Annotated in this window: 12 protein-coding genes; 2 read left to right on the forward strand and 10 right to left on the reverse strand. The window is 29.7% G+C overall.

What is annotated here, in order from left to right:
• From XO12_RS09545 to XO12_RS09575, 7 genes are all read right to left on the reverse strand, one after another.
• The coding region (locus XO12_RS09545) for an AAA-like domain-containing protein (protein WP_175420194.1) at nt 1–977 on the reverse strand (977 nt) is incomplete at its 3' end.
• Between the two features lie 698 nt (nt 978–1,675).
• Nucleotides 1,676–2,221, reverse strand: a complete 546-nt coding sequence (gene raiA, locus XO12_RS09550) for a ribosome-associated translation inhibitor RaiA (RefSeq protein ID WP_047266013.1) — start codon at nt 2,219–2,221, stop codon at nt 1,676–1,678.
• Between the two features lie 142 nt (nt 2,222–2,363).
• Nucleotides 2,364–4,034: an ABC transporter permease gene (locus XO12_RS09555; RefSeq protein ID WP_047266012.1), complete on the reverse strand. Its 1,671-nt coding sequence runs from the start codon at nt 4,032–4,034 to the stop codon at nt 2,364–2,366.
• 13 nt (nt 4,035–4,047) lie between these two features.
• Nucleotides 4,048–5,025: an ABC transporter permease gene (locus XO12_RS09560; protein WP_047266011.1), complete on the reverse strand. Its 978-nt coding sequence runs from the start codon at nt 5,023–5,025 to the stop codon at nt 4,048–4,050.
• An 84-nt stretch (nt 5,026–5,109) separates the two neighbouring features.
• A complete protein-coding gene (locus XO12_RS09565) occupies nt 5,110–6,852 on the reverse strand; it encodes an ABC transporter substrate-binding protein (RefSeq protein WP_047266010.1) in 1,743 nt (580 codons plus the stop codon).
• A gap of 19 nt (nt 6,853–6,871) precedes the next feature.
• Nucleotides 6,872–8,035, reverse strand: a complete 1,164-nt coding sequence (locus XO12_RS09570; RefSeq protein WP_047266009.1) for an ABC transporter ATP-binding protein — start codon at nt 8,033–8,035, stop codon at nt 6,872–6,874.
• Nucleotides 8,035–9,060 (reverse strand): ABC transporter ATP-binding protein, encoded by a 1,026-nt coding sequence (locus XO12_RS09575; protein ID WP_047267312.1) that lies wholly within the window; start codon nt 9,058–9,060, stop codon nt 8,035–8,037. The genes XO12_RS09570 and XO12_RS09575 overlap by 1 nt, the downstream gene beginning before the upstream one ends.
• A 148-nt stretch (nt 9,061–9,208) precedes the next feature.
• On the opposite strand from XO12_RS09575, the gene XO12_RS09580 reads away from it, so the two are divergent.
• The gene (locus XO12_RS09580; protein ID WP_047266007.1) at nt 9,209–9,445 is read left to right on the forward strand and encodes a S4 domain-containing protein; all 237 of its coding nucleotides are present in this window, start codon (nt 9,209–9,211) and stop codon (nt 9,443–9,445) included.
• Here XO12_RS09580 and XO12_RS09585 read toward each other — a convergent pair.
• Genes XO12_RS09585 through XO12_RS09595 form a run of 3 tightly spaced genes read right to left on the reverse strand, consistent with a single transcriptional unit; the run spans nt 9,442 to nt 12,421 of the window.
• On the reverse strand, nt 9,442–10,674 hold the full coding sequence (locus tag XO12_RS09585; RefSeq protein WP_047266006.1) for a replication-associated recombination protein A: 1,233 nt from the start codon (nt 10,672–10,674) through the stop codon (nt 9,442–9,444). The two genes, XO12_RS09580 and XO12_RS09585, sit on opposite strands and share 4 nt — an antisense overlap.
• Before the next feature lie 9 nt (nt 10,675–10,683).
• Complete coding sequence (locus tag XO12_RS09590; protein ID WP_047266005.1) at nt 10,684–11,550, reverse strand: DegV family protein; 867 nt, start codon at nt 11,548–11,550, stop codon at nt 10,684–10,686.
• Nucleotides 11,551–11,554: 4 nt separating this feature from the next.
• Complete coding sequence (locus XO12_RS09595; RefSeq protein WP_047266004.1) at nt 11,555–12,421, reverse strand: DegV family protein; 867 nt, start codon at nt 12,419–12,421, stop codon at nt 11,555–11,557.
• 102 nt (nt 12,422–12,523) lie between these two features.
• Between XO12_RS09595 and XO12_RS09600 the strand changes: the two genes are divergently transcribed.
• Nucleotides 12,524–13,132 (forward strand): CBS domain-containing protein, encoded by a 609-nt coding sequence (locus tag XO12_RS09600; RefSeq protein WP_047266003.1) that lies wholly within the window; start codon nt 12,524–12,526, stop codon nt 13,130–13,132.
• Nucleotides 13,133–13,143: the final 11 nt, after the last annotated feature.

Genomic DNA, 13,143 nt, shown 5'->3' on the forward strand with positions numbered 1-13,143 from the left:
GGCACTTTTACACAGCATATGCCTTCACAATTGTCTATTACTCCGTTTATATATAAGAATTTTATGTTTTCATCATATATATTAAATTCTATATTATTTGGTTCAAATAATATTTTCATCATTAATTTTTTTTCTTTTTTTGCTTTGTTTATTATATTTGATATGTTTTTGTCTATATATACTCTCATATAATCATATAATGTTTTTTCAAAATGTTTTTCTGTTATTATTTTTTCTCCTTTTGCTTTTTTCATTACTAAGTCATATGCAAGTCCATTGGTTAATCCTGGTTGTCCTGCTGCGTTATGCCATATTAATTCTTTTACTTTTTCATCAAAAATTTGTCCTGTTTCTGTTTCGTGTTGTGAAAGTAAATCATATACTTGTTCTTTGGTAAAGTATGGCACTTCTAAATGTTCTGCTATGTTGAATGGACTGGCATTGTCTTCTAATATTCCGCTTAGATATCCTACGCTTATTAATATTACACTTCTTAATCCATATATTTTTCTATCATGATATATATTTCTTATCACATGTAAAAATTGATTCATTAACTTTGAATTTTCAAATTTCTCAAATTCATCTATCATCAATATTATTTCTTTTCCTTCTTTTTCTGTTATCTCTTCAATTAAATTTCTTATATCATCTATACTTCCCGGTATAGTTAAATCAATAATTTTACCATACAAACCTTTTAATGAACGATTTATATCCTTTACAAACGTCCTTAAAAATTCAATTTTTCCTTTTTCTCCATAACTTTCAAAAGAAATAAAAATAGGTAAATATTTATCTTTTATTTTCTCAACTATATCTTTTAACAGTGTTGTTTTTCCACTTTGTCTTGGTGCTGATACTGTAAAGTATCTCCAATTTTCTATATGATCAAGTGCTTCTTTCATTATATCGGGTCTCTCTACGTAATAACAGGTCTTTTTATCAACAGGTCCACTCGTGCAGAATCTTCTCATGATTCACCTCCGGTGTTACACGCCTACGGCGGGTTATAGGATAAAGGTTAAAGATTTTAAAATTAAAACTTTTCAATATTTTCAAAAAAATATTCATACCTCCGGTAGGGTATTGGATTAAAAACTTTAGATTTGAATTAAAACAAAAAAATTCTGAGCTGTCGCTCTCCTCCGGTGTTACACGCCTACGGCGGGTTTTTGGATTAAAATTTAAGATTTTAAATAAAAACTTTTCAATATTTTCAAAAAAATATTCATACCTTCGGTAGGGATTAGGATAAAATCATTTTATTTTAAAAAATAAATTCTTAAAATATTTGCAAAGCAAATATTTTCGCCTACGGCGGGTTTTTGGATTAAAAAATTGGATTTTAATATTAAAAAAACACTTGAATATTTGCTTCGCAAATATTCACGCCTACGGCGGGTATCGGTTTAATTTTTTTTGATTTTTATACACTTGAATTATATCACATTTTAGTAATTTCATTTTAAAATAATCACACAACTATTGCACTCTCTTTTTTGTCCCAGCAATATATGAAAAAGACTATGATATAACAAATTTAAGAAATAATATTTCAGAAGGTGAATTATATAGGAATATACGATTAATTATTCTTTGAATAAATTTAAATATTCTGATATTCAATGTTCTATTAATAAAATAAGCGGGGAAATTCCCCGCTTTATTTATATTAACCTATAAATTCTATTAACCCTAAACTTCCATCTTTCCTTTTATAAACAACATTAACTTCTTCTGAATCTGAGTTTCTAAATACAAAAAATTCATGACCCAATAATTCCAGTTGCAATACAGCTTCTTCCAATGAATACATATTTAAATCAAAACGCTTTTTTTTACTAATTTTTGTCCATATTTCCTCTTCTTCTTCAATAATCTCACTGTTCATTTCTTTAAATGGGTTAGGTGCATCGTGATTCTGCAATTTTGATTTGAACTTTTTTAATTTTCTTTCAAAAGCATCCGAAACTCTATCAATTACTTCATAAAGATCCGTACCCCTCTCCTCAACCTTTAAAATGCTACCTTTAAATTTTAAATGTGATGTAACTTCAACCTTATAGATTTCCCTTTCTTTTTCAACTCTGATATCTGTGCTCATAAGTAAATCGTCATGTTTTTTAAAAACCCTATCAATTTTTTCCATTCTTTTTTCTAGATAATTTTCTAATGCAGCTGTTAACTCGATGTTTTTAGTAAATAGTTTGTAATCCATAAGAACACCTCCTTTGGAAGATCCCTAATATAATCATATCACTTTTTTTTAAAAAAGTCAAATTTTCTTAACATAAACAAAATAAAAATATAGTTATAAAGTATATAAAAAAGATGATTCCAATGGAATCATCTTTTTTATATTAATGACCTAATGCTCTTGGATCCAGAGCGTCTCTTATTGCATCACCAAATAAATTGAATGCTAAAACAGTTATAAATATGAACAAACCAGGTAACAATAGCCATGGATAATTAGTTAAGGCTGTAATATTTTGAGCCTGAGATAACATTAATCCCCAACTTGCTGAAGGTTCCCTGATACCAAGGCCAAGGAAACTCAAACCAGCTTCACCAAGGATATATCCCGGTATTGATAATGTTGCTGAAACAATAACATACGTTGCAGTATTTGGCAATAAATGTTTCCAGATAATTCTTCTTGATGGATATCCAAGTGCAACTGCAGCTTGTATAAATTCTGTTTCTTTTAAACCAAGAGTCATACCTCTTATAACCCTTGTCATTCCAGGCCAACCAATAAATGAAAGAATTACAATAATTAAGATATATTTTATAGCTGGTGATAATTCAGATGGTAAAATTGCACTTAATGAAACAAGCAAATAAAAACTTGGAATTGACATTAATATTTCTGTAAATCTCATTAGAACTTCATCTATCCATCCGCCAAAATATCCTGCTGTACCTCCTAACATCAATCCTATTGTAAATGTTATCATAATACCCAATAACCCGATGGTTAACGATACTCTACTTCCAAATACCAGTCTACTTATCATATCTCTACCAAATTTATCTGCGCCCCATAAATATATTATTCCATCTTTTGAAGCATAATCTTCTGCTAAAAATGGCATTTTACTCTTTTCCACACCAAATAGATGAATATTTCCAGGAATTATTCCAAGCCATTTATATTCCCAACCTTTGGTGAAGAACTTTATATTAAATTTTTTGAAATTTACTCCTTCAAAATTTTCTGGGTAATATTCATAAAAATCATCTTCTGTTTCAACTTCTATTGCTTCAAGTGAAACGTACTTTTTAAATTCTTTAATATCTTCTGGTTTTAAATTATATCTTGAAAGTTTTGATTTAGTTTTGTAATTTTCTACAAAATAAAAAGTTGAAGCTATTCCTCTGTCTTCTACGCTCAATAAAACATCTTCACCGTTTAATAAAGGAATTTGATCAATATTCAAAAAACCATCTTCATTTTTACTTAATGTTTTATTTTTTATACCCAATTCATCAAATGTAATTAATGGTTCTGTTTTTGTTTCAGTTAAAATCTTGTATTTTTTTCCATCCTGGGTAATAGCATATGTATTATAATTTAAAACAAATTGATAATTTGTAATTGTAGATTCAAAATCAGGATTATATTCGCCTATTTTTATTATAGTTTCTTTTTCAGTATCAAAATTTAAATCATCATATACTTTGAAACTATCAAAATATGTAGCTTCTTTGAATATACTTTGAAAGGTTACAGGATCCTTTACTCTCTTATATAAATATACATGAGGCCCAACAAATTCACCAGATACATCCTTCCAGAATACTTTCATAGGAGGTGCATACTTATATTGAATATGTTGTACCCTATAATCCATTGGTGACAGGAAATCTGCAAATAATGCAATCATATATAAAATAAGCAAAATCCACATTGATATAAGACCAAACTTATGTCTTTTTAAAGCTCTCCATACCAATTGTGGCGTAGATAAAAATTGCTTCTCAAAAACATCCTGCTTTTCCTGTTTTATATCTTTATTTTTAGCCATTATATTCCCTCCATTATCCTAATCTTAAACGTACCCTTGGATCTACTGCAGCAAGTAATATGTCGGCAATTAAATTACCTATAACAAGCATCAAAGATACCAACATTAAATTAGCCATTATAACAAATATATCCTGTTGTAATAAAGCTTCAATAATCAATTGTCCCATTCCTGGCCATCCAAAAACATTTTCTGTTAAAACTGCTCCACCTAAAAGCCCTGAAATAGAAAAACCCAGAGCTGTTATTATTGGATTAATTGCATTTCTTAAAGCATGTTTATAAATTACTACATTCTCAGGCATTCCTTTAGCTCTTGCAAACTCAACATAATCTTGCTTTAATTCATCAAGTAATTGTCCTCTCATAATTCTCATTGTTCCTGCCAATCCAGAAGTTCCAAGTGTAATCATAGGTCCTAATACATGCCAGAATATATCAAGAGCCTTTTTCCATACTGGAAATGTATCATAATCCAACGAGATAAAACCTCCAACAGGGAATATTTTTCCACCTGTTCTTGCTGCAAAGAATAAAAATAGTAAAGCAAAGAAAAAGTTTGGTATAGATAAACCTATAAATCCTATAACACCTACGATTTGGTCACCAAGACTATATTGATGTAATGCAGCGTATATACCCAGCGGGATACCTATCCCCCAGGTAAAAATGAATGTTGTTATACTGAGTAATAAGGTTGCTCCAACTCTTCTCCAGATTAAGTCCCAAACAGGTATTTGATAGGTAAATGATTGTCCCCATTCACCCTGCAACATGTTTCTTAACCATAAAAAATACTGAACAACAGGTGATTTGTCCAGACCAAACTGTCTTTCTAAATTTTTAACCTGATCAGCATTTACAGCCGGGTTTAATCTATAGCTATCTAAAAAATCACCTGGTGCAAGAGAGATTATCATAAATGATACAACAGAAACACCAAGTAATACTGGAATAGCCAGTATAATCCTTCTGATGATATACTTAAGCATAAAAAAACCTCCTCACATTAATTTGAAAAAGGAGTGGAGAAAACTCCACATTCCCCCACTCCCAATAAATTAAAAATTAAAATATTATTGATCTTTCCAGATGTTCCAAGCTTTCCACAATACTCCTGCTGCTGGGTTTGGCTCTGGATTAAAGATATGAACTGTATTTTTGTAAGCAATTAAGTAATTTTGTGCCACAGTGTATACCAATACCTGATGTTCTGCTACTAACATCTGGAATTCATCGAATAATTTTTGTAATTCATCTCTGTCAACTGCACTTACCTGTAATCTCATGATTTCATCTATTCTCTTTTCATATTCAGGAACTACATAATCTGCTTTTAATGCATCATCAAACATCTTTGGTTTAATTTCTGGTGAATAATTCCAGAAATGCAAACCACCATCTAATCTCCATACATTCCAACCTGATGCAGGATCTACACCGCCTGTTAACCCTATAATAACTGCTTCCCAATCACCTGTTGCTACCAATTTTCCAACTAATGCATTGAATTGCATTGGTGCAAAGTTAACATCGATTCCTAATTTTGATAGGTTTTCTTTAACGATATTACCTATTTCTTCCCTTACATTGTTACCAGCATTTGTTGTTAATTCGAATTTAACCTGATTTCCATCAGCATCATATAATTTTCCACCTTTTAATACAAATCCACCTTTTTTAAGCTCTCTTTTTGCTCTTGACAATGAATATCTGAATCCTAAGTTTTCAACTTCTGGATTATAATATCCTGATGATGGTGAAACAGGACCATATAATGCTGCTCCTAAACCGTTGTATAATACATCAATCAATGTTTGTTTATCTATAGCATAAGCAATCGCTCTTCTGAAATGATCATTTCTGAACCATTTTCTCTTTACAGGATCCTTTGCATTGAAGTTAAATGTAACAAACTGTGAACCTAAGTTTGGACCACCCTGTCTTACTACCCAACCTTTTTCATCAGCCATAGCTCTGATTTCAGGGAATTCTTCAGCTGTTGGTGAGTAAATGTCTGTTTCGCCTGCTTCAAACTTTAATCTTGCTGTATTTAAGTCTTTAACAATAATATAAACTATCTGATCTAAATAAGGTAATTGAACTCCATTTTTATCTTTTCTGTAATAATTTGGGTTCTTTTCTAAAACTACTCTAACGCCTTCTTTATATTGTTTTAAAACAAATGGACCAGATGATACGACTTTATCAATATCTGCTAATGACCATGCTTCTTTGAATTTACCTTCTTCATAATATGGTTCTAAAATATGTTTTGGTAAAATCTCTGTCCATCCTATTGATTCATGACCTCTTCTGAATTTCGAATTATAAACAAATTGAACTGTATAATCATCAACCTTTACTATTTGAGGCAATTCATCATTTGAATCCATGTATCCAGCATTACCATTTGCAGTCATATTTTCATCAAACCATATTTTTTCAAATGACCAGATAACATCATCAATTGTTAATGGCTGCCCATCAGACCATTTTAGACCTTTCCTTAAAACATATGTGTAAATAGTTTTTCCATCTTCTGTAACCTTAGCAGAAAAATCTTTTGCCAATCCTGGTAATTCTGCAAGACCTTTGTTTGAAGAATGTACCAATGTGTCCAATACCCATCCTATAATATCCGTTGAAGATGTTTCCTGTGCCCAGGCAGGATTCATAGTCTTTGGACCTGATGTTGTTGTTAAGAATAATGTTCCCCCGGGTTTTCCTGACACGTCTTCAATTGCCCAATCTACTTCTTCGGCAAACACAGCTAATGCTGCAGTTAAAACGAACAATAAAACTAAAAGTTTCTTCATGCTACTCCCTCCCTTGAAGTTAAGATTTTGATTCAAATTTATAACATCCTACATAATGATTATTTCCCACTTCATAATATGATGGATACTTTTTAGAACATGGTTCAAATGCATATTTACATCTTGGTGAAAAGAAACATCCCTTTGGCCTGTTAATTGGCGATGGAACCTGTCCTTTTATAATAAACTGTTTTCTATCTCTTCTTTTTCTCGGATCCGGAACTGGCGCTGCATTTAATAATGCTTCAGTATATGGATGCTTAAAATTATCAAATATATCTTCTGAATCACCATATTCAACCATTCTTCCGAGATACATTATGCCAACATAATTAGAAATAAATCTAACAACCCCTAAATCATGTGAAATAAACAAATATCCTGCATTCAATTCTGTTTGCAAATCCTTTAATAATTTAATAATTTGTGCCTGAACTGATACATCAAGCGCCGATGTTGGCTCATCTAAAATTATTAAATCCGGTTTTAAAATTGCTGCTCTTGCAACAGCAATCCTTTGCCTTTGTCCTCCAGAGAATTGATGAGGGTATCTATCAACGTGATATTTCTTTAAACCAACATTTACAAGAATTTCTTTAACTATATCAAAAGCTTCATTTTTAGTTTTTGCTATACCATGAAACAATAGTGGTTCAGATAAAATAGTTCCCACAGTCATTCTTGGATTTAATGATGATGTTGGATCCTGGAATACAATTTGAACCTTTCTTCTAAAATGCATTCTTTTTTCCTTTATGTCAGAAAGCATATATTCAATAAATTTGCTTTCTCCATTTTTTATTAAAAATTCGAAATACGGCTTTTTATAATCAGGTAAATCTTTTAAAAATTGTGACTGTGATTTCTTTTTTATTTCACTATGCAATACTTCTATATAATGCTTTTTTAAATAGTCTTTTGCCTCGCTTCTTTTCATAAAGAAATAACTTGTATCTTTATCATCTATAAATATTTCTCCATCTGTTTGATTGTATAATCTTAATATAGTTTTTCCAATTGTTGTTTTTCCACATCCTGATTCACCAACAAGGCCATATGTTTCTCCTTTATCAAGTGAAAAAGTAACGCCATCAACAGCTTTAACATAACCAACCGTTTTTTCAATTATAAACCCATGTTTTATGGGGAAATATTTTTTTAAATCATTTACTCTTAAAAGCATTATTTATCTCCCTCCGTTCTTGTGTCCAATATAGGATTCCAACATCTAACAAAGTGCCCTGGCTCGATTTCTTTGAATTCTGAAAGCTCTTTTTTACATCTATCTGTTGCTTTTGGACATCTTGGTAAAAATGGACACAAATTAGGAGGATCAAGCATAATGGGAGGTTGTCCTGGTATTGGTTCCAGATCCTCTTTTTTAGCATCATGCCTTGGAATACAATTAAGAAGCATATTGGTATATGGATGAATTGGTTTTTCAAATATAGTATTTACATCAGCCATTTCCATTTGCATACCACCATACATAACCATAACCTTATCTGCTATTTCTGCTACAACTGATAAATCATGTGTTATATATATCATGGCAGTATTGAACTCTTTTTGTAAATCTTTCATTAATTCTAAAATTTGAGCCTGTATAGTAACATCGAGAGCTGTTGTGGGTTCATCTGCTATTAATAATTCAGGATTACATGAAAGTCCAATAGCAATAACTATTCTCTGCCTTTGACCTCCAGAAAATTGAAAAGGGTAATCGTCAATTCTTTTATCTGCATTGGGAATACCAACTTTTTTTAATAAATCGACTGCTCTTTTTCTGGCTTCTAATTCAGAAACATTCTGATGATACATTATTGTTTCTATCATTTGATCTGCAACAGTATACATAGGATTTAAAGAGGTCATTGGATCCTGAAAAATCATCGCTATGTGTCTTCCTCTAATTCTTGTAAATTGATGTAACGGTAATTTTGTTAAATCTATATACTCTTTTTTTCCATCTTTACTAAATTCATCTGTATGAAATAAAATTTTTCCTTCTGGAATGTATCCTGGTTTTTTTATAAGCCCCATAATAGTTTTCATTGTTACACTTTTTCCAGAACCGGTTTCCCCAACAACTCCAAGAGATTCATTTTTATCCAATGTAAAAGATACACCATTCACTGCTTTTACCGTTCCTTCGGCTATGTCAAAATAAGTTTTTAAGTTTTCTACTATAAGAACTGGCTCAGACAACTCTATCACCTCATAATTTATGATTAATTTATTTTACTGTAACTAAAAATTTTCGCTAAATATATTATAATTGTTTTAAGGTACTATGTCAAGTATTAAGAAAGGTTTTTAATTTACAATTATGAAAAAATTTTCATGGAGGTTTAATATGCGCCTTGATAAATTTTTAAAAACACATAGAATAATAAAAAGAAGAACTATTGCAAACGAATTAGCTAAATCTGGAAAAATACAAAAGAATGGTAAAAATCTAAAACCTTCTTATGAGGTTAAAATTGGTGATACAATAGACATTCTATTATACAATAAAAAAATTATTTTCAAAGTGTTAGAAGACTATAAAATTGAGTTATTACAGGAAATAAATGTGAATAAAAACACCTAATAGTTTTTAAACTCCTCCCATAACTTTTTTAATCTTTGTTTTATTTTGGTTTCAAAACCTATATTTTTTGGATTATAAAACTGGGTATTTCTTATATTTTCTGGTAAATATGTTTCTTTTATAAATCCTCCGAAATCATGAGGATATTTGTAGTTTTTTCCATACCCTTTATTTTTCATAAACTTAGTTACAGGATTTCTCAATTTCATTGGAATATCAAATTTTTTATCAATATACATTTTTGCCTTATTATATGTTTCAAGCGTTGAATTTGATTTTGGAACAGCCGATAAATATATTGTTGCTTCTGTTAGCGGATACAAACATTCAGGGTATCCTATTTCTTTTGTTGCATGAAAAGCCGAAACTGCTATATTTAAAGCCATGGGATCTGCAAGCCCTATATCTTCTGAAGCTAAAATTATCAGTCTTCTTGCTATGTATAAAGGATCTTCTCCATTTTCAAGCATATATGCAAGATAAAACACTGCAGCATCAGGATCACTTCCTCTTATACTTTTTATAAAAGCTGAAATTATGTCATACTTATCTTCTTTTGAATATCCAAAAACAGGCAGTATTTCTTTAAATGATTTCGCATTTATTTCATTTATTCCCATATCTATCAATGCTTCTATTGTATTTATAATCCTTCTAATGTCATAAGAAAAAAAATCTTTTAAAATTTTATTTAATTCTTTTGAAAAATGTATATGCGGATATATTCTTTTTATTTTATCCAGCAATATTTTTATTTCATATTCTGATAACGTTGAAATCTCAAAAATCAATATTCTCGAAAGCAAAGCTGGATTTATGGCAAAAGAAGGATTTTCTGTTGTTGAACCAATTAAAATCAAATCTCCCTTTTCGACATGAAGTAATAAAACATCCTGTTCTTTTTTATTCAATCGATGAATTTCATCTACAAACAGAATTGTTTGTTTATTAAAAAGCGTTGATTGAGAGCTCGATATAATTTTTTTTAATGTTTTCGAGCCTTCTAATGCTCCAGAAATCGTATAAACTTCATAAAAACTTTTATTTAATTCGTTTAAAAAAGCAGATATTAGTGTGGTTTTACCACATCCAGGCGGACCATAAATTACAAACGATTTGATTTTATTATTACTAATCCATGTATTCAACATATTCTTTAATTTTTCATTTCCTAAAACATTTTCTAATTTCTTTGGCCTTAATTTTTCATATAATGGAACATTATTCATGTTTTCTCCTCATTCTACTATTAATGCACCTATCCCAAACATATCTGGACCTGCATGTATTGTTAAAGTGCTCGAAAGTTTCCCTACAAAAACTTCTATTGAATGTTCTAAATGATTTATTTTTTCATAGAATTCACTTTGTAATTTTTCTACTTCTTTTGAAACTCCACTTATATAAACAGCAGCTAAATACTCATTTTCTTTAACAAACTTCAAGAATTCATCATACACTTTATTATATGCTTTTTTTAATCCCCTAACTTTCGATACTGTATAGTATATTCCATCATCACTATTTGAAATGATAGGTTTAATATTTAACATTTTACCTATTTTTGCCGAAACTCTTCCAATTCTACCGCCTTTTGCAAGATATTTCAAACTTGGTATTATAAAAAATATTTTCGATTTTTTAGCATTATTTTTTGCCCAATTAGCAACTTCTTCAAAAGTTTTTCCTTCTTCAAGCATTCGTATAGACTGATAAGCTACTAATCCTGCACCAATTGAAATATTTAAAGTATCGATGTTTTCTATTTGTAATTCTGGATACTTACTTTTTAATGACTCTGAAGTTAATTTAAATAGATTATATGTTCCACTCATACTACCAGAAATATTAAATGTCATTATTTTGTTTATTCCTTTTTCAATGAATTCTTCAACAGCTTTAATTATTGCTTCAGGTTTTGGTAATGATGTTTTCACATCACTATCCTCAAGTCTCTGTAATAAAAATTCTTCACTTATACTTCCCTCTTCATACTCTTTATCATTTATTATTATTCTTAAAGGAACTACCTTTATATTATATTTTTCAATAATATCTTCTGGCAAATCTGTTCCAGAATCCACTATAATACCAACATTTTCCATACAATCAACCTCCTATTCTTAATACTCCAATTCCTATTAAATCTGGACCAGTATGCACAGATAGCGTGCTTGACACCTTACTTTTAAAAATTTTTACAACATCTAATTTTTTCAGTCTTAATATTAAATCTTCTTGCATTCTTTTAACTTTTTCATTGTTTCCACTAATTACAACACCTGCTATAAATTTTTGATTATTTATAAATTTTAATACCTCTTTATATAACGCTTCTAAAGATTTACTCATTCCTCTAATTTTTGATACAGTATAATAAACTCCTTCTTCATTAACAGATATTATAGGTTTAACATTCATAATTTGACCTAACATAGCAGATACCTTTCCTATTCTGCCACCACGAGCCAAATATTTTAATGTTGGAACGATATAAAATACAGTTGCGTTTTTTATATCATTATTTATTAAATCTATAATTTCTTTAAATCCTTTTTGTTCTTTTATATATTCCAATGCTTTAATAACTATTAAAGCGGAACCAATGGAAATATTTAGCGTATCAATATTTTCAATTTCAATATCTTTATTATCCTTTTTTATACCATCTGAAATCATTTTAAATAAATTAAATGTTCCGCTCAACTTTTTTGAAATATTCAACGTTATTATTTTATTATACCCTTTTTCAATCATATTTTCTATAGCTGATTTAATATTTTCTGGTTTAGGTAAAGATGTTGTGATTTTTTCTTCCAGATGATCAAATAGAAAACTTTCCTCAAAAGAACCTTCGTCATATTCTTTACCGTTTATAATTGTTCTTAATGGAACAACACTTATATTATTATATTCATTTAAAATGTTCTCTGGCACATCACAACCGGAATCCACAATAACGCATATTCTCTCCATATTACCACCTCATAATATTTAAATTTCGTGTTATTCCAATTATAGCACAAAATTTATTATTTTTGGTGTATAATATAATTAAAAGAATAAAGGAGGATATTTATGTATGTGAAATTGTGGATGAAAAATAAATTTGAAACTTTACAAAGTACAAATACAGTAGATGATGCTATTAAAAAATTTTTTGAAAAAGATGACGAAATTGTACTTATTCTTCGAAAAAATGGAACCCTTCTTTCATCCATTTATCGTGGTGATATGGCTATTTTACAGGAGTATAACAGCGATGATTTTCTTATTGATATATTTGACCCAATAGAAGACTTCCTGTATGAAGATGATTTAGTTGAAGATGTATTACTAACAATGCTTGAAACGAATTATAAAGTATTGCCTGTTGTAGATTATGATATGAAACCTGTTGGTTTGTTTGGATTTCAAGAACTCATCAGAGCTATGGTAAATATTACAGCCCTTAATGAAATCGGTACAAAAGTCATACTTACCCTAGATGACAAACCAGGTGAATTGCAGAAGATTGTTGAAGTATTCAGCAATAATAATTTAAATATTTTATCCATGACAACATGCAAAATAAATAGTCAAAGACGAATGTTATCCATAAAATTATCCTTAAAAGATGTTAATACAGTATCTACTATACTGGATAAAAACAATATCGAATATGATGGAATTTACGAAGAAGCTTAAGGAGGGAAATA

It is taken from the genome of Marinitoga sp. 1154 (assembly GCF_013363285.1).
Taxonomy (GTDB): domain Bacteria; phylum Thermotogota; class Thermotogae; order Petrotogales; family Petrotogaceae; genus Marinitoga.

Bases quoted from the DNA above. Each gene is read 5' to 3' on its own strand.
- XO12_RS09570 (WP_047266009.1), bottom strand. From the start codon at position 8,035: ATGCTTTTAAGAGTAAATGATTTAAAAAAATATTTCCCCATAAAACAT.
- XO12_RS09585 (WP_047266006.1), bottom strand. From the start codon at position 10,674: ATGAATAATGTTCCATTATATGAAAAATTAAGGCCAAAGAAATTAGAA.
- XO12_RS09565 (WP_047266010.1), bottom strand. From the start codon at position 6,852: ATGAAGAAACTTTTAGTTTTATTGTTCGTTTTAACTGCAGCATTAGCT.
- XO12_RS09555 (WP_047266012.1), bottom strand. From the start codon at position 4,034: ATGGCTAAAAATAAAGATATAAAACAGGAAAAGCAGGATGTTTTTGAG.
- XO12_RS09590 (WP_047266005.1), bottom strand. From the start codon at position 11,550: ATGGAAAATGTTGGTATTATAGTGGATTCTGGAACAGATTTGCCAGAA.
- raiA (WP_047266013.1), bottom strand. From the start codon at position 2,221: ATGGATTACAAACTATTTACTAAAAACATCGAGTTAACAGCTGCATTA.
- XO12_RS09580 (WP_047266007.1), top strand. From the start codon at position 9,209: ATGCGCCTTGATAAATTTTTAAAAACACATAGAATAATAAAAAGAAGA.
- XO12_RS09560 (WP_047266011.1), bottom strand. From the start codon at position 5,025: ATGCTTAAGTATATCATCAGAAGGATTATACTGGCTATTCCAGTATTA.
- XO12_RS09600 (WP_047266003.1), top strand. From the start codon at position 12,524: ATGTATGTGAAATTGTGGATGAAAAATAAATTTGAAACTTTACAAAGT.
- XO12_RS09595 (WP_047266004.1), bottom strand. From the start codon at position 12,421: ATGGAGAGAATATGCGTTATTGTGGATTCCGGTTGTGATGTGCCAGAG.